The organism is Rhodohalobacter mucosus (genome assembly GCF_003150675.1).
GTDB lineage: Bacteria > Bacteroidota > Rhodothermia > Balneolales > Balneolaceae > Rhodohalobacter > Rhodohalobacter mucosus.
The window spans coordinates 160,375-179,095 of record NZ_QGGB01000008.1 but is presented as its reverse complement, the minus strand read 5'-3'; the positions used below and the strand labels follow the sequence as shown (position 1 = coordinate 179,095).

At 48.9% G+C, this 18,721-nt stretch carries 12 protein-coding genes; 5 read left to right on the top strand and 7 right to left on the bottom strand.

Translation table 11 applies throughout. The features are described from left to right. The first annotated feature begins 199 nt into the window (after window positions 1–199). The 3 genes from DDZ15_RS11900 to DDZ15_RS11890 all read left to right on the top strand — a co-directional run bounded on the left by DDZ15_RS11900 (window position 200) and on the right by DDZ15_RS11890 (window position 6,312). On the top strand, window positions 200–787 hold the full coding sequence (locus DDZ15_RS11900; RefSeq protein WP_109647323.1) for a LemA family protein: 588 nt from the start codon (window positions 200–202) through the stop codon (window positions 785–787). 184 nt (window positions 788–971) lie between these two features. Then, entirely contained in the window at window positions 972–2,915 is a 1,944-nt protein-coding gene (locus DDZ15_RS11895) for a M48 family metallopeptidase (RefSeq protein WP_109647322.1), read from the top strand. A 169-nt stretch (window positions 2,916–3,084) separates the two neighbouring features. Continuing rightward, window positions 3,085–6,312 (top strand): S41 family peptidase, encoded by a 3,228-nt coding sequence (locus DDZ15_RS11890; protein WP_109647321.1) that lies wholly within the window; start codon window positions 3,085–3,087, stop codon window positions 6,310–6,312. A 69-nt stretch (window positions 6,313–6,381) separates the two neighbouring features. Here DDZ15_RS11890 and DDZ15_RS11885 read toward each other — a convergent pair whose 3' ends face one another. From DDZ15_RS11885 to DDZ15_RS11860, 6 genes are all read right to left on the bottom strand, one after another. Further along, entirely contained in the window at window positions 6,382–6,768 is a 387-nt protein-coding gene (locus DDZ15_RS11885; protein WP_109647320.1) for a DUF302 domain-containing protein, read from the bottom strand. A 197-nt stretch (window positions 6,769–6,965) separates the two neighbouring features. Beyond that, window positions 6,966–7,697, bottom strand: a complete 732-nt coding sequence (locus DDZ15_RS11880; protein WP_158278703.1) for a phosphatase PAP2 family protein — start codon at window positions 7,695–7,697, stop codon at window positions 6,966–6,968. 139 nt (window positions 7,698–7,836) lie between these two features. Then, the gene (locus DDZ15_RS16845; RefSeq protein ID WP_242979012.1) at window positions 7,837–8,343 is read right to left on the bottom strand and encodes a DUF411 domain-containing protein; all 507 of its coding nucleotides are present in this window, start codon (window positions 8,341–8,343) and stop codon (window positions 7,837–7,839) included. A 131-nt stretch (window positions 8,344–8,474) separates the two neighbouring features. After that, window positions 8,475–9,851, bottom strand: coding sequence for an MBL fold metallo-hydrolase RNA specificity domain-containing protein (locus tag DDZ15_RS11870; RefSeq protein WP_109647318.1), 1,377 nt, complete (start codon window positions 9,849–9,851; stop codon window positions 8,475–8,477). Then, window positions 9,844–10,701, bottom strand: a complete 858-nt coding sequence (locus tag DDZ15_RS11865) for a restriction endonuclease (protein ID WP_109647317.1) — start codon at window positions 10,699–10,701, stop codon at window positions 9,844–9,846. Before DDZ15_RS11865 ends, DDZ15_RS11870 begins: the two co-directional genes overlap by 8 nt. Before the next feature lie 46 nt (window positions 10,702–10,747). Further along, window positions 10,748–11,512, bottom strand: a complete 765-nt coding sequence (locus DDZ15_RS11860) for a ZIP family metal transporter (protein WP_109647505.1) — start codon at window positions 11,510–11,512, stop codon at window positions 10,748–10,750. 367 nt (window positions 11,513–11,879) lie between these two features. On the opposite strand from DDZ15_RS11860, the gene DDZ15_RS11855 reads away from it, so the two are divergent. Further along, the gene (locus tag DDZ15_RS11855; RefSeq protein ID WP_158278702.1) at window positions 11,880–14,942 is read left to right on the top strand and encodes a BamA/TamA family outer membrane protein; all 3,063 of its coding nucleotides are present in this window, start codon (window positions 11,880–11,882) and stop codon (window positions 14,940–14,942) included. Between the two features lie 151 nt (window positions 14,943–15,093). Next, window positions 15,094–16,482, top strand: a complete 1,389-nt coding sequence (locus DDZ15_RS11850) for a PQQ-dependent sugar dehydrogenase (protein ID WP_199222958.1) — start codon at window positions 15,094–15,096, stop codon at window positions 16,480–16,482. Between the two features lie 127 nt (window positions 16,483–16,609). Here DDZ15_RS11850 and DDZ15_RS11845 read toward each other — a convergent pair whose 3' ends face one another. Continuing rightward, complete coding sequence (locus tag DDZ15_RS11845) at window positions 16,610–18,658, bottom strand: copper-translocating P-type ATPase (protein WP_109647315.1); 2,049 nt, start codon at window positions 18,656–18,658, stop codon at window positions 16,610–16,612. Window positions 18,659–18,721 lie beyond the last annotated feature (63 nt).

The following is an 18,721-nucleotide window of genomic DNA, read 5'->3' as shown; positions in this document are numbered from 1 at the left end:
GGATGTTGTGACAGGCGTTGAAAGTACAGCTTTTTGATAAGAATTAAAGATGGATCATCTGAAACACACAGGATGAAAAATTCGCATATAGAAAATAAAAGCAGTTTGTACGCCCAATCTCTTCTTGTATATTCCTGAGAATCAGGAAGTACAGAGATTGTTCATAACGGTTTTAAACTAAATAAAAGGGATCGATTCTATGACTCTAACCATTATTCTCATCGTTCTGGTAGTTGTTGTGATTGCCTGGTCAGTAGGTATCTATAACAAACTTGTAGCTCTTCGCAACCGGTTTAAAAACGCTTTTGCACAGATCGACGTGCAACTGAAGCGGCGATACGATCTTATTCCCAACCTTGTGGAAGTGGCGAAATCGTATATGGAGCATGAGCGCGAAACGCTGGAGGCCGTGATTCAGGCTAGAAATCAGGCACAGCAGGCTGAAAAACAGGCCGCTCAAAATCCGGATGATCCGAACGCCATTCAGGATCTGATGGGTGCAGAGCAGGCTCTGACCGGTACCCTTGGCCGTCTATTTGCTCTTTCTGAGAATTACCCCGATCTCAAGGCCAATGAGAACATGATGCAGCTTTCTGAAGAGCTCTCCTCAACCGAAAACAAGATCGCTTTTGCGCGTCAGGCTTTTAACGATTCGGTGATGAATTATAACACCTACCGTGAAAAATTCCCGAACATGATTTTTGCAAATGCATTCGGATTCAATGCGGCACAGCAGCTTCTTATTGAAAATGCCGAAGAGCGTGAAGCTCCAAAGGTGGAGTTTTAATCGGCATTGATTGAGGCGGATCGCATAAGAGAATTGACGTGCTCAGCCATAAAGGTTTAAAGTTTAAGGGTTAAGGTTTGAGGTTCAATGTATGTTGATGCCTGCATAAGGTTGACGTTTTTACATCTGCATTGCCACGAACAACACACCACCAGCAACCATCTACCGACAACCAACAACCAAGATGGACTTTTTTGAAGCCCAGGACCGGGCAAAACGCAATACGGGGAAACTGGTGTTTCTCTACCTACTCGCAGTGATCGGTATCATTGTTTCGATTTATGTTATCAGCCTGCTTATTATCACCTGGCAGTTCGGCAGTTTTGGGAATGGCTTATGGAGTCCTGTTTGGCTTACGATTGTAACAATCGCCGTAATGTTTACCATCTTAATCGGTACGCTGATTCGCGTGAACCAGCTTCGGAAGGGAGGGTCGGCTGTCGCGGAACTTTTGGGGGGACGTCGTGTAGATCCATCAACAACAGATACGGACGAAAGGCGCCTCATGAATATCGTGGAGGAGATGTCTATCGCCTCCGGAATGTCGGTACCCGATGTATTTGTGCTTGATGATGAGAAGAATATCAACGCTTTTGCGGCCGGATTCCATACCACGGATGCTGCAATCGGGGTAACGCGAGGTGCCCTTGAGCAGCTTAACCGCGACGAGATGCAGGGAGTAATTGCTCACGAGTTCAGCCACATTTTCAACGGCGACATGAAATTTAACATTCGCCTGATCGGCGTACTCAACGGCATACTGTTAATCCACGTGATGGGAATGGTGATCATGCGCAGCATGGCCTACTCGGGGGGCGGCAGATCCAGAAAAAGCAGTAAAGACGGAGGCGGCAATGCTGCATTGGTTATTATTCTGGTTGGCCTTTCACTGGTTGTGGTAGGATATATAGGAATGCTGTTTGGACGAATGATTCAATCGGCAATCTCACGTCAGCGCGAATATCTTGCAGATGCCGCGGCTGTTCAGTACACCAGAAACCCGGACGGACTGGCCGGAGCGCTTGCCAAGATAGGGTCCAAAAAGAAGGGAGCTGAAATCAGGGATGGCCATGCCATGGAGATGAGCCACCTGTTTTTTGCGAGCAGCTACCACTCCTTTTTCGACCGGCTCTATTCCACGCATCCGCCGATAGAGAAGCGTATCAGGGCCATCAATCCATCCATGGATCTGGCTGACGAAAAACGGAAGCAGAAGATCCGTGATAAGTTTGCGAAAGATCACGTGGCGGGAGCCTCTACAGAAAAACCGGAAGCTTCGGTACCGGCACCGGGGATCGGTGGTCATGCGGCACTCACACCGGAGGTGATACTGGGCGCAATCGGCACACTTGGCCAGAACCATATCCGGCGCGCCGAAACCATGTTGGATGAAATTCCGCAGCCGCTGCGAACGGCAGCGCATGAAGCTCTGCCGGCAGAAGCCCTGATCTATGCCATGATCATAGTGTCGGGTGAGCAGACGGAGCTGCCGGCCTGGTTTGAGGATGAAGCAGGTAAAGGGCTACCGCGGGAAACGAAGCGGTTGATACCGATTCTGCAAAACGGAGATCGATCGTGGTTTCTGCCGCTGGCAGATATGGCTCATGGTTCGCTTCGGGGGATGACAAGGGATCAGTATTCAGGCTTCAGGAGCGTCATCAGGCGACTTGCACTTGAAAGTGAAACGGAAAACCTGTTTGCATTTGCCATTAACAAGATTGTAGAGCGAAAACTGGAAAATGTATTCTCGGCAAATAAATCACCCTCCATACGGCACCATAACCTGAAAACCCTGGGCAGGGAGATGTCCGTACTGATCTCAGCCCTGGCAAAGCTTTCGGGAGAGAAAAAGCACGCCGCCTGGGATGCAGGCATAGAGCCGATCAAAAAAGTCGCTCCGGATTCCTTAAAACTGCTTGATGACAGCGACTGCAGGTTAGACGATCTTGACAAAGCGCTGGATGAACTTGCGGCTACGGCCAACCCGGTTAAAAAGTTTATCCTGAGTTCGGTTATACACACCGTAATGGCCGACAAGGAGATTACCATCGAAGAAAAAGAGCTGATCCGAGCCATTTCGGAAGCTATAGACTGCCCTATCCCGATCAATGCAATGGCGGCTGCCTGAGTTGCGGCTGCAAGCATATTTTTCTTATTGAGAACATACCCCGGCGATAAAATCCCGGCCCGAAATCTGTGCAAACCTTTTCCGATTCCATTTTTAAACAGATTCGAATCAGCTTACATTCTTGTATGTGATCATTCATTAATGTTAACAAAATCGTTTTGAGTCTGCCATGCGTACACTTCTCACAATTCTGATTGCGCTTGTAACCTATTCCATCAGTCATGCAACCGACAACCCGCAATGGATACGCTACCAATCCATTTCACCCGATGGAAATACCATCGTTTTTACCTATAAAGGAGACCTATACAGGGTACCGTCAAGAGGTGGAGTGGCCCGGCAGCTTACGTTTCATGAAGCGCATGACTATATGCCTGTATGGAGCAGCGACGGCCGGCATATAGCTTTTGCTTCCGACCGTTACGGTAACTTCGATATCTTTTTAATGGAAGCGTATGGCGGACCTGCAACGCGACTCACCTACCATTCGAACGATGAGAGTCCCTTCAGCTTTAGCGCTGATGATGAAAACGTCATTTTTGGCGCCGTTAGACAGGATCGTGCTGAGCACCGGCAATTCCCGACAGGTTCCCAGCCCGAGCTTTACAGCGTGCCTGTGTCCGGCGGACGCATTGGCCAGATTTTCACCGTTCCAGCTGAATATGTGCAGGTAAACGGAGATGGAAACCGGATGATCTACCACGATAAAAAAGGCGGTGAAAATGAGTGGAGAAAACACCATACGTCATCCATAACCCGGGATATTTGGATGTATGATGCAGCAACGGATGAACATTCCATGCTGACATCATTTGAGGGAGAAGACCGGCAGCCTGTTTTTAGTCCGGACGAGCAATCATTCTACTATCTGAGTGAAGAGAGCGGAAGCTTCAATGTTCACAAAATGTCGATAAGCGCTGCACCACAAAATGAACAGCTTACCGACTTTGACCTTCATCCTGTCCGGTTTCTGAGCCACGGAAACGGAACGCTTGCATTTGGCTATGACGGCGAGCTTTACACCATGCGTGAGGGAGAAGAGCCTCAGAAAGTGAATGTTGTGATACGCACCCAGACGGCAAGCAATCCCGACAGCTACATTACCATTAACGGCGGGGTTCGGGAGATGGAAATTTCCCCTAACGGAAAGGAAATTGCCTTTGTGGCACGGGGAGAAGTATTTGTGACATCGGTTGACGGCAGTCTGACCAAACGAATCACCAACACACCCGAACAGGAACGATTTGTGACCTTTACACCCGACGGTAAAGGGGTCGTATATGCATCAGAACGGAACGGACGCTGGAGCATATTCAAGACAACCAAAGTGCGTGATGATGAACCTTTTTTCTATGCAAGTACCCTTCTAAGTGAGGAACCTGTAGTTATGAACGATGAGGATAACTACCTGCCGGCCTACTCGCCAGATGGAGAGAAGCTTGCTTACATTGCAGACAGGCGTACGCTCCGTATTCAGGATCTGGAATCGGGGGATACAACGGATCTGCTAACGCCGGATGATCTCTTTCACATGCGCGACGGTGATAAATACTTCAGGTGGAGCCCCGACAGCAAATGGCTGCTGGTCGACTGGTCGAAGAAACTTCACAACAGCGAAGTACTGCTGATGGCGGCTGACGGCAGCGAACGCATCAATCTCACCGAAAGCGGATACAACGACTCTTCACCGAAATGGATGAACGACGGCAAACAGATGATCTGGTTTACAAACCGTGACGGACTGCGCAGCTATGCTACAAGCGGACGCACCGAGCGGGATGTTTACGCCATGTTCTTTTCGCAGGAAGCGTGGGACATGTTCAACCTGTCTGAGGAGGACTATAAACTCTGGAAACAGATTCAGGAGGTATCCGATGCTGAAGATGATGAAAATGGTGACAGCGATGACGAAGAAAGTGAAGAGGATAATGCGGAGGAAATGGTCATCGATCGCAGAGGGATGAAAGACCGGACGGCGCGGCTGACGAATCACTCCAGCTCCCTGAGTGACGCTGTACTGTCAAAAGACGGCAGCAAGCTCTATTACCTGTCCAGTTTTGAGGATAACTACAATTTGTGGGAGACAGACCTCAGAACGAAGGATACAAAAATGCTGATTCGCCTGAACACCGGATTCGGAAGTTTACAGTGGGATCCGGACATGGAAAATCTCTACCTGCTAAGCCGCGGAAGCATATCCAAATTGAACCTCACAGGAGGGAGTTCAACTCCTGTCAGTATTCGCGGTGAAATGACCTACGACGCCGATGCTGAGCGCCTTGCGATGTTTGAACATGTTTACATACGAACCAAAAATATCTTCTACGAACCCACATTTCACGGTAACGACTGGGATATGCTCTATGAAGAGTACAGCAAGTATGTACCCCACATAGGGAACTCCTATGAGTTTGCCGAAATGCTGTCCGAAATGCTTGGTGAGCTGAATGTTTCGCATGCGGGGGCACGGTACAACCGCAGCATCGACAATGCGGACGCCACCGCATCCCTGGGTATTTTTATGGATTATGATTACGAAGGCGATGGAATCCGCATTGTCGAGGTACTGGATGGCGGTCCGCTCGACAAAGCTGCATTTGAGGTGGACTCCGGTATGATAATTCAGCGAATAGACGGTGAACAGATAACCTCCGATCGTGATGTGGCCTCCTACCTGAACCGCAAAGCGGGCGATTTTGTGCTTTTGGATGTTACCGACGGGGATGGAGACAATCTACAGCAAATTACGGTGAAACCGATCACGCTGGGCCAGGAGCGCAGCCTGCTTTACCAGCGCTATATCCGGATCAATGAAGAGGAAGTGGATGAGAAAAGCAACGGAACCCTGGGATATGTACATATTCCGGGAATGGGTGACGGTCCCTTCCGCTATGTGATTCAGGAAATGCTGGGCAAGTACCCAGAGCGCGATGCGGTAATTGTGGACACGCGCTTCAACGGGGGCGGTGACCTGGTGGCCGATCTGGCGATGTTTTTTACCGGTGTGGAGTTCAATACCTACGCAACGGCTGATATGGACGTAGGGGGAGAGCCCACCTCCCGGTGGACCAAGCCCACGCTCTCACTCTACAATGAGGCGATGTATTCCGACGGACACTGCTATGCCAGTGCCTACAGCGAGCTTGAGATCGGCCTTACGGTTGGTATGCCGGTTCCCGGAACGTGCAGCTTTGCAGGGTGGGAAGGCCTTCCGGACGGAACCCGCTGGGGTGTGGTGCCGGTCAGCGCAAGAAACATGTCGGGCGAGTGGATGGAAAATAATCAAACCGAACCGATGATCAGGGTAAAAAATGATCCGGAAGTGATCAGCGAAGGGCGCGACCAACAGCTTGAACGCGCAATCGAAGAGCTGATGAACCAGGTGTCCGGGGAGTGATCGGAGTAGTCTGATTGCCACAGAGGCACGGAAAAAGAAGTAACTCTGTGCCTCCGTGGCTAACCCTTTTTAGACCCGCTTGATTACTTTTTCAAGGGTATCACGCACTTCCGAGGCAATCGGAGTCAGCTTTTCATTGTCTACCGACTGCATGGAACTGACCGGATCAACGGCTGATACCTCCACGCTGCCGTTTTCATGCTCCTCGACGATGACGTTGCAGGGAAGCATGGCACCGATCTTGTCTTCTATGGTCAGGGCTTTGTGTGCAAAATTGGGATTGCACGCTCCGAGGATTTTGTACTTTTTAAAATCAACGTCCAGCTTCTTCTTAAGCGTCTCTTTCACGTCGATTTCCGTCAGTACTCCGAAACCCTCCTCCTTTAGCTCTTCCGTAACTTTTTGGATCGCGTCTTCAAAAGATCCTTTAAATGTTGTAGATATGTAGTAGCTCATGGTTCTAAACTTGTTTTTTTCCCCGGAGGCTCGCTGACTATTCTGCAGATTGACGCAGATTTTGATCCCCCGGGAATGGGTTAATTCGATTCTGTTATATGAAACAAGGTACAAATGAGTTCGGATCAAAATTGTAGGGATAACCCTGTTAGGGGTCTAATACAATGATAATCACAAACTGATTTCAGACCAGATATTCAGAAAGAAAACGTTAAAGATATACCCCCGCCGTTTTCATGAATAATGGGTACTGCATGAAAATTTCCTGCACCGGCAAGGTTAAGGTGTCGCCTGGAGAGCTTATAACCCCAGTAAGCGCCGATCAATGCACCTGCGGAGACATCGGATATCCAGTGCCTGCCTTTCGATACTCTAGCGAGAGCCGTTCCAACCGGCAGGGCAAGCATGCTGTAGGTAAGTACGTTCGGATAATATACAACCCAGGGTACAACCAGGGCGAAAGCATTTGAAGCGTGACCGGATGGAAAGGATGTTGCGTTCCTCTCAAAAAAATTGAAAACGTATGGATCCGTATTCTGCTCAGGCCGATCACGTGCAAATGCATATTTAGCAATAGTTACAGTGATTTTTGTGTATAGAACAGATTGTAATGAAGTAAAAGCCGCGTCCTGAAATTTATGATTATCCGTGAGCAGCGATGTTCCAAATAGAGCTGCAGAGAACGGAGCAACATAATTTAGATTTCCCAATTCATTTACTACTCCAAGAAAATCATTGTTTCCGAAAGTAGATCGGAAATAATCGGATGACCGGTAATCAAAGGCAGATATGCCCACAATACCTATACCTGCCACCAAAAGTGCTTCAAGATCCTGTCGGTCTGTGGCTTTGGCAATATCAATTGGATCTTTTACAGCCCAGCCTAAAAACCGGTCTTTTGAAGGTGAAGAGTCATTTTTTTGCCCCATTAGCTCATCACAATTGAACAGAAGGCAGAGCAAAACGAGGTAAAAAATAGCCTGCGTGTAATTCATTTGTGAACAATCATGATAGTGGATCGTAGTAGTTTGTTTACTAAGGACAAAACTACATAAACTATCTAAAGACTTATTCGGTAATCAGCCCCTCGTGGGTATTGTAAATGGCCATCTGGTCTTCCGTAAAGAGTACTGACTGGTAAGGCCGGTCGGAGGGGATGTCCATACCGGGTGAATTCGGGGGCATTCCGGGAACGGAAATTCCGATGGCATCAGGGCGTTCACCCAATAGTCTTCGAATGTCTTCGACGGGCACATGCCCCTCTATTACGTAGCCGTCGGCTACAGCGGTATGGCAGGACTGCAGCCGGCCGGGCACACCTTTCTCCTGTTTCACAACACCCAGGTCGGGAACCAGTTCACTGGTAACCTCAACTCCATTTCGCTCCAGGTATTCGCCCCATTTCACACAGCAGTTACAGCCTTCGGCATGATACATGGTAAGGGAAATCGGTCCATCATAAGGTTCAGCTGCAGCAGCCTCCTGCGTAGAAGGAGCCTGAAACATGTAGATCCAAAACCCTGTGCTGGCAGCGATAAGGATGGCAAATAGCGTGTAAAATGTTTTGTTCTTCATAAATGGTGAGTTCAAATTGTCTTAAATCGGTACGGGTAATGCAAAGGCATGTAACGGAATCAAACCGGTTTCATTATGGTGCAAAAATATAACGGATTGCGGGTTCATAACCGCTTCAATTTTGGATGCGTTCATATCTCTTTTATGTCGTAAAGCTCCGGAATGTCAGAATTCCATCCATATTCATCTTTTAGTTTTACCCGGAGCGAGTCGAGCGCGTGGGGCTCACCGTGGGTCAGAAACAGATGTGAGGGAGCCGCCTCTATGTCGGATATCCAGTCAAGAAGCCCGTTCCGGTCGGCATGAGCCGATAAACCTTCAAGCAGATCTACTCTTGCTTTTACGTTATGGTAGTTGCCAAAAAATTTAATCTCGTCTGCTCCCTCCAGCAGCTGCCGCCCGCGTGTGCCTTCAGCCTGGAAGCCGGCCAGAAGAATGGTCGTCTCTTCCTTTCCGATATATTTTTCCAGGTAGCTTAGCACTCGTCCGCCCCCAACCATACCGCTGCCGGCAATTATGATTTTTGATTCAGGGTTGTCGATCAGTTCAAGAGTTTCCGAATAGGACTGCACCGCAATGATGCGATCCGTCATACCCATACACTGTTCATCCGACAATTTGTGCCAGCCGGGGTGTTTTCTGAACACGGAAAGAGCAGAAATGGCCATTGGACTATCGAGTATAACGGGCAGGGAACGCGGAATCGACTCCTCCAGGTGGAGCAAATAGATCATGTACATCAGAAGCTGGGCACGTTCAACGGCAAAACTGGGTATGATCAGGGTTCCGTTTTGTTCTGTGGTGTCAAGGATTACCTGCCGCAGCTTTTTCAGGTTATCGCTGTGCGGGTGAATCCGGTCGCCATAAGTGGATTCAAGGAATAGAAAATCTGCCCTGTCGGGTTTTGCTGGATCCCTGAGAAGAAAGTCATCTTTTCGGCCTACGTCTCCCGAAAATACAATCCGATTTTCATCTGCATCCAACTCAATGAATGTAGCACCCAGAATGTGTCCGTTATATCTGAAACGCATGCGGATATTGTTGCCAAGCCGAATCCAATCATCCAGTGGTTTGGATTCGAAGAGCTTCAGGGTTTTTTCAACATCAAGGGTATTATAGAGTGGTTTGGCGGGGCTGTGCTTTGTGAATCCGTCCCGGTTGGCTCTTTCCGCATCCTCTTCCTGTATTTTGGCTGAGTCACGCAGAATGATTTCTGCAATATCAAGCGTCGGTGCAGTGCCCCATATTTCACCCTTAAATCCCATTTTAACCAACCGCGGTAAAAAACCGGTATGGTCAAGGTGACCATGAGTCAGAAGAACATAGTCGATATCCGATGCGCGTACTGGGAGCTGTTGCCAGTTGAGTTCACGAAGCTTCTTCAAACCCTGGAAGAGTCCGCAGTCTGTAAGAACGGTACAATCGGGAAACTCAAGCAGATACTTAGAACCGGTGACTGTACCTGATGCGCCTAGAAAGTGTATTTTCAAGGTCTTATTATTATCCATTTGCCAGCCCCCGGTTATTGTTGCAGATGGCCTCAGCTTCTTTGGCAATCCGGTTGAACTTACGTTTACTGACGGATGTCGTATTCATGATATTGGGATTCTCACAGATCTGTTTGCAAAATATAATATCGGCATCCAGGAGTGATGATTTCTCTTCATTTGTCAAAGATGAGAGACAGGTGACGGGGTGCAGATTCATGCGCCCGATCAGGTCTTTGATGGCGTTGTCTTTGGGATGATCCCAGCTCAGAAGCCGAAGGCCCACACAGTTGCCATATGTTTTGGCATCGTCTGTGAACCTTGTATTGGTCACTACCCATCCGTAATGATGTTTATTTCTATGATTCGGCTGGCTGGTCCAGTTCTTTTTTACATCCAGGAAGCGAGACTGAATGTAGAGCGGCACTTTCACATTGCAGTACTTTTGATTTCTGTTATGAAATTTGCATTCAACCAGTACATAATCATTTTCCTTGTTTGCAATCACATCAATTTCATGGCTAACGCAATCCCCTTCCACAACCACGCCTACCTTCGTTTCATAGCCGAGACGAGTAAGAAGTTCACCGATAAACTTTTCGAACGGATAGCCGGAAGGTCCCAGTTCGAAAAGGGCTTCCTTCAGTTTATATCTGCCGGCCGACCGTGCTGAAACATCACGCAGTTTTTTGAAGGCTTCATTATAAATTTTTTGTGTGGAGATGCCTTCATAGAGCATCTTTCTGATATGCGCCGCAATTTCATCAATTACCGCTTCGGCTGCACCGGCGCTCCTTAGGGATTTTCTTAGTTTCGATTCATCATACGTTTCGACATCGCCTGAATATTTTGTGACGTTTACGGCTGACATTTTATCTCTGGTTTAATGCGGTTTCGGATTCTTTCCGATTATCTGATTATTCAATGAGAAACTGGAAAATCATCATGGCAATCGCCGTTATTACGGTAATAAGGTAAACCGACCGGTTGCTGATCTCCTCCCTGGCTTCCGGAATCAGCTCTTTAAACACCATCCAGAACATTGCGCCGGCGGCGATACCGAGGCCAACGGGCAGAAATTCCTTAAACGTAAGTACAAAGAGAAAAGCCGGAACAGCCATTAAAGGCTGCGGAAGACTGCTGAAAATACTCCACCAGGCGGCTTTGCGGACACTGGTACCTCTTGGAATGAGGATTAGGCTAATTGCCAGGCCTTCCGGAATATTGTGAACGGCGATTGCGATGGAGATAAAAGCCCCGAATGTAGGGCTGTCCCCAAAAGAGACACCCACACCGATTCCCTCCGCAAATGAGTGTACGGTCATAATTCCCACGATCATCAGCATTTTAATGGCGTTAGCCCCCCGGATGTTGCCAATGGAATAGTCCTCATCCCGGTTATTTAAAAAACGATGTGAAAAAAAGACCAGAACTCCTCCAGCAACAATGCCGGAAATCATTTTTAAGATGGGATAACTGACCCCCTCCAGGGTGTAACCCTCAAAAACAAGTCCGATACTGGCACCCAGCATAAGCCCTGCAGCAATGGCATTGCCAACACCCAGCCATTTGTCCTCAAACGATTCCACAAACAGAAAGGGCAGTGCTCCGAAGCCTGTAGCAACAGCTGTGATGGATGCGGCAACAAATACATGAAACAGGGTAACGCTGCCGCCGGCCATATCCCTTACAACCCAAAAGGCAATCCCGATAACGGCAATGAACAGCAAAAATGCAGTTATGCTGTCATAGATAAGGTTCTTCTTTGTACGGTGACCGGTATTATTTTGATTCTGTTCCCCCATACCTGAAGATACCACATCTTCAATGACCGTTCATATCACTTCTTTGAATCGGCATGATTCAGGCATGAAGGCAAATCCTGAAGGATGAGAGGGGTTCTTTTTGGTTTGCACTCTTTTGGCAGCCCCCGAATAATCTGCAATAAAAGATCAGGATCTACAAATATTTGGAACGTTAGGTCATTGTCTCCCATTTATTTAATAGGGGCAGTTGTTGCGATTATTAATTTTAATGAATCCGTGCTCTATGAACATTTTAAACAAGTTTAACTTTTTAACTTTGTTTTGTGTTGTTCTGATGTTGCTACCCGAGCTGGTGAATGCTCAGTATTTTGGCAGGAACAAGGTTCAATATGAAGATTTTGACTTTGAAGTACTGCACTCTCCTAATTTCAATATATACTACTATCCCCGCAGTGAGAAAGCGGTAACTCAGCTTGCCACTCTTTCCGAACGCTGGTATGGTCGGCATGCACAGGTGTTCGGTTATACATTTGCCGACGATAACCCTCTGGTTCTGTATGCAAATCATGCTGATTTTCAGCAGAACGATATCGTACCCAATGTAGGTGTTGGAACCGGCGGTGTTACTGAAGGCCTTAGAAAGAGGGTGATTATGCCCCTTGCTGAATCTAACAGCAGTACCAATCATGTACTTGGCCATGAGCTCGTTCATGTATTTCAATACAGGTTGGCAAGCAATCTGGGCGGTATCAGAGCTACTGCGAATATTCCGCTATGGTTTATCGAAGGCATGGCAGAATATCTATCAATTGGCACTGAAGACACCCAGACAGAGATGTGGATGCGAGATGCTGTACTGTATGATAACCTTCCGAGCGTTAATGACCTCAGAAACAGCAGGGAGTATTTTCCCTATCGTTATGGTCATGCATTATGGACGTTCATGACCGGAACATGGGGTGATCAAATTGTTTTTCCGCTCTACAGCGCAGTTGCACAGAAAGGCGTTAATAACGCGCTGCAGGATACACTGAATATTTCAGCCGATTCATTGTCAGGACTCTGGCATGATGCACTTGTTTCAACCTATGGTGAAGAGGTCGAGCAGGCTACACCGCCCGACGAGATCGGGGAGCCGGTGTTCGATGATGATGACGACATCCTCAGAACAGCCCCATCCATCAGTCCGGACGGAGAGTATGTTGTATATGTTTCGAATGAAAAGCTTTTTTCACTGGAGTGGTACCTGGCCGATGTTGAAACCGGGGAAGTGATCCGAAGTTTGACCAATACCCTTACCGACCCGCACCTGAATGCTCTGCGCTTTATTGAGTCGTCCGGCAGCTGGTCGCCCGAGGGGGAACGGTTTGCCACCGTCGTATTTAAGAAAGGCGATAATCAACTGATCATCATTGACCCGGATAATGGAAATATTACACAGGAATTCCGTTTTGATGAAGCTGAAGCAATGACCAACCCGGCATGGTCGCCCGATGGCAACCGAATCGTTTTTTCCGGCTCCAGGGATGGGTTCAGCGATCTCTGGATGTACGATCTGAAACAGGATTCTCTTCAGCAATTAACAGAAGACGCCTATTCAGACCTGCACCCGGCATGGTCGCCTGATGGCGGGACGATTGCCTTTATTTCGGAACGCGGACCGGATACGGATCTGGAAAATCTGGATTTTGGCGAGATGGTCATAACGCTCATGGACGTTGAATCACGTGAAATAACCGTTTTACCGCCATTTCAAGGTGCAAAGCATATCAATCCGATTTTCAGTCCTGATGGTAATTCACTCTATTTCATTTCAGACCGCGGGGGTGTCAACAATATCTTTCGTTATGATTTCCAGGACGAAGATTATTATCAGGTTACGGACGTCAGTACCGGGGTAAGCGGTATCAGCAGTTATTCTCCTGCATTAACAATGGGGCGTGATTCGGGAAGGATGATATTTACCACATTCAGCCAATCCAGCTATCTGTTTCGAACACTTCAGGTTGATGATGCAGACGGAGTGCCTGTGGACCGTGCCGGACCCGTGGCTGAAGCAGGAAAATTACCACCTGCGAATCGCAGGGGCCAGCAGGCAGTTTCAGAATTACTGGCTGAAGGAAGGCAGGAGGTGCTTCCCGACACTGCCATTACAAGAACGGACTACCGCCCCAAACTGGGATTGGAGTTTATCACGGGAGGAGGGGGTGTCGGAGTATCAAATCAGCTTGGCGTGGCAGCTGCAGGCGGATTATTTATGCAATTCAGCGACATGTTGAACCAGCATCAGTTGATGACATCATTGCGACTGCAGGGATCCTATAAAGATATAGGCGGTCAGGTAGCGTATCTTAACCAGGATAACCGGTTTATATGGGGCGCATCTGTGTCGCATATACCCTTCCGTACAAGCCGTGCTTTTTTTACGCAGGATACAACCACCATAGATGGTACAGAGGTGGTTGCAAATGCACTGAATCAGGTGAACAGGCGAATATACAACGACCGTATTTCACTGTTGGGCTTTTATCCCTTTTCCACCACGCAGCGACTTGAAAGCAGTATAGGTTTTACACATATATGGTCAGATATAGAAGTGGTAACCACACTATTCGACCGGGTTGGAAATGCTTTCGATCGTGATGTAGAAGAGTTGGAAACACCCTCACCGCTCAACTTATTCAATGTATCATTGGCGTACGTTCAGGATAGCTCCGTGCCGGCCCTTACGGGACCGGTTGCTGGTCAGCGGTTTCGTCTGGAGGTGACTCCCACCCGCGGAACATTGAATTACGTCAGTACAATAACAGATTACAGGCGATACGTCTTTTTTAACCCTCTTACGCTCGCATTCAGGGGGCTTCACATCGGGCGTTACGGAGAAGATGCCAATGATGACAGGTTAAGCCCTAATTTTCTCGGATTTGAAAGCATCATGCGCGGATATAATTTCGCTTCGTTTGAACCGGGCGAGTGTACCCGGCTTCCTGACGGGAATAATGGCTGTGCTGAGTTTAACAGGCTGCTTGGAAGCAGTATGGCTGTGGCAAATCTGGAATTAAGGTACCCCCTGCTTGGGCCGGATGAGTTTGCACTGTTCAGCACCCGGACCATTCCTACCACACTTACCACATTCTTTGACGGTGGCGTGAGCTGGACCCCGAATGATCTGCCTGAATTGAAATGGGAAACACGTTCAACGGAGCGTATTCCGGTATTCAGTGCCGGTGTAAGTGTACGCGTCAATATACTGGGTTACCTCATTACAGAACTTTATTATGCCGTACCGTTTCAGCGGCCCGAAAAAGGGGGATATGTCGGCTTTCATATCTCTCCGGGATGGTGATCATCAGAAAGATGATAACTTCCATACTTTGATCGGGCCTTCTTTTTTGGTTTTTTAGTGTAACAGAAAACCATTCCGTTGTGCAGTAAAGCCTTCGGAGAAAACAGAGCAAGCCTTATCAATCGATTCCGACAACCAAATCACAGATAGAATGTCCGACTTCAAAAACCATCCGCATCCGGGTAACAGCCATTCCTCACTATCCGACAGGTATTACCTGAAGCTTCCCCTCCTGGCTTTTTTTGTATCGCTGCTGATAACGGGCTGCGGTGCACCTGCTGGCGATGAGAGCCAGATGCAAACAGCTGCGGAAATTGTTTGTGATGAAGATAATGGCGGCATCACGCTGCCGGACGGATTTTGTGCAAGCGTAGTGATTGACAGTCTTGGACCCGCACGTCACATTGCCGTCGCACCCAATGGTGATATCTACGTGAAAACACGAAGCGAAGAGGGAGGTATTGCCGCTTTGCGTGATACCACGGGCGATTTCAAAGCCGATGTCATCGAGTTATTCAGTGATATGACCCCGATGGGCAGCGGAATACTCTGGGAGACGGGCATGGCCGTACACAATGGATACATATGGGCATCAAACACAGAGGCCGTCTATCGCTGGCCGATGCCTGAAAACGGTGCACTTGTTCCGGGAGGAAATCCTGAGATTGTTGCCACCGGATTTCCGGAACAGGAGTCGCACGACTCCAAATCCTTTACATTCGATGACAGCGGTTATCTTTATGTGAATGTTGGAGCCCCCTCGAATGCCTGCCAGGAAAGTTCGCGCACACCCGGCTCGCCGGGGCTTGACCCGTGCCCCCAGCTGGAGCGTCAGGCTGGAATCTGGCGATTCCATGCTGATTCACTTAACCAGACCCAGCAGCAGGATGGGTTACGATATGCCATGGGAATCCGGAATGTCGTGGGTCTGGACTGGAATTCCGAAAACGGCTCACTTTATGTTGCACAACACGGCCGGGATCAGCTCAATACACTCTGGCCGGAACTTTTCACGACCGAAGATAATGCCGAATTGCCCGCTGAAGAGATCTTACGCCTGAATGAGGGCGCGAACGCGGGCTGGCCATACTGCTATTACGACGGCCGGCAGCAAAGAAAAGTGCTCGCTCCTGAATATGGCGGCGATGGTGAGGAGGTGGGACGCTGTTCTGAGTACCTGGATCCTGTAACGGCTTTTCCGGGTCACTGGGCACCCAACGACCTGCGCTTCTATACCGGAACACATTTTCCAGAACGGTACCGGGGAGGCGCTTTTGTCGCCTTTCACGGATCCTGGAACCGTGCGCCCCTGCCACAGGGAGGATACAACGTTGCATTTATTCCTTTTCAGAACGGTGATTTAACCGCTGATTATGAAATATTCGCGGACGGTTTTGTAGGTGCCGAAGAGATCATCAATCCCGGAAACGCCGAATTCCGTCCCATGGGCCTGGCGGTAGCGCCCGACGGAGCTCTCTATATCTCTGACTCCACAAAAGGACGCATCTGGCGGGTGGTGTATACCGGTGAAATGGAATAGGACACTTTGGTGCGTGAGAAAAATTAGTTCATTTTTTAACGGTCCACGGTCCACGGTCCACGGTCCACGGTCCACGGTCCACGGTCCACGGTCCACGGTCCACGGTCCGGACCCATGCGTGCAGTAATCAGGCATCCATCTTCAAAAACCGCGCATTCACCGCCACGATCACCGTACTCAGCGACATCAGGATGGCACCCACGGCAGGGCTTAACACAATTCCCCACGCGAAGAGGGCTCCTGCGGCCAGCGGGATGGCCACCACGTTGTAACCGGTAGCCCAGAACAGGTTCTGCACCATTTTGCTGTAGGTGGATTTGGAAAGTTTAACCAATGCAGTAACATCTTCGGGGTTGTCTCTGACCAGCACAATATCTCCCGTCTCCACGGCTACATCCGAACCGGCACCGATAGCGATTCCCACATCGGACTGGGCCAGCGCCGGGGCGTCATTCACCCCATCACCTGTCATCGCGACAAGTTTCCCCTGGTTCTGCACCTCTTTCACCTTGTCTGCTTTTTCATCGGGCAGCACTTCGGCAAAAACCTGATCGATGCCCAGTTCACTGGCTACAAAATCGGCTGTTTGTTGATTATCGCCCGTTAGCATGATGCACTCAATGTCCATTTCATGCAGCGCTTTAATGGCATTCCTTGATGACTCCCGGATCTCATCACCCAGTGCAATGGCTCCGGCAAGGTTGTTTTCAACAACCACAAATACAACGGTTTTACCCTGGGATGAGATTTCGTCCACATCGTCTTCCGGATACTCCATGTTATTCTCGCGGATGTACCCGGGGCTGACCACTTTCACGGATTTCCCGTTTACTTTGCCCTGAATACCTTTGCCGGTGATGGAATCAAACTCATCCACTTCAAATGTTTCATCGGCTTTTTCAAGGATCCCCCTTGCCAGAGGGTGCTCTGAATTTTTCTCCAGGGATGCGGCATATTTCAGAATTTCTTCTTCCGAAAATTCATCCCCGAAACTCATGATGTCCGTAACCGTGAAAGTGCCTTGGGTAAGAGTACCCGTTTTATCGAAGATGACGGCATCCAGGTTTCGTGCCTGTTCAAATGCAGCGCGATCGCGGATCAGGAACCCGTTGGTTGCAGCGATGCTGGTTGACATGGATACAACAAGCGGTATCGCGAGGCCCAATGCGTGCGGGCAGGTGATCACCATCACGGCTACGGTCCTGTTCATGGCAAAACCGAACTCTTGTCCCGTAAAAGAGATCCATGAAAAAAACGTGATCAGGCCGGCGGTAATGGCGATAATTGTGAGCCAGAACGCTGCGCGGTTGGCGAGATCCTGCGTACGTGATTTGCTTTGCTGGGCTTCCTCCACCAGATTCATGACCTGTGATAGAAAGGAATCATCACCCGTCTTGGTGATTTCGATTGTGAGCGAGCCTTTTTCATTTACAGATCCGCCGATCACCTCATCTCCCTCAGCTTTATTTACAGGCTTGGATTCACCGGTGAGCATCGCTTCGTTTACGCTCGACTCGCCTTTTACCACCTTTCCGTCTGCGGGAATTTTCTCACCCGGTTTAATAAGCACCTTATCGCTCTTATGGAGTTCATCCACCGGAATATCTTCGGTTGAACCGTCCTCCTTTACGCGATGAGCCTCGCCCGGTAAAAGTTCAGCAAGTTCTTCCAGGGCAGCCGAGGCACTCAGAACAGATCGCATCTCTACCCAATGGCCCAGCAGCATAATCGCAACCAGCGTGGAAAGCTCCCAATAGAGCAGGTCGCCCTCAAATCCGAACACAACGGCCGTACTGTAAAAATAAGCGATTGAAATGGCGAGTCCGATGAGTGTCATCATGCCGGGCTGTTTCTCCCTCAGTTCATCCACCAGACCGGTGAGAAACGGCCATCCGCCAAAGAAGAAAACGATGGTGGAAAGGCCCGCAAGAATCCACTCATCACCCGTGAATCGCCAATCGACACCCATAAACTGCTGAATCATCGGGGAGAGCGCCAAAATGGGAAGGGTCAGGCCAAGCACCCACCAGAATCTCCATTTAAAATCCTGCACCATCTGCTTGTGGTGTTCGCGGTGGGAGTGGCCATTGTGATCGTGATCGCTGTTGTGGTTATGATCACCTTCAGCTGAATGATCATTTTGGCTGTGTGAGTGTTCTTCAGGATCGTCTTTCATTCAGGTGTGTTTACAGTTCAATAGTTTGGTTTGCGCTGCCTTCTGCCGCAACGCTTTATTTAT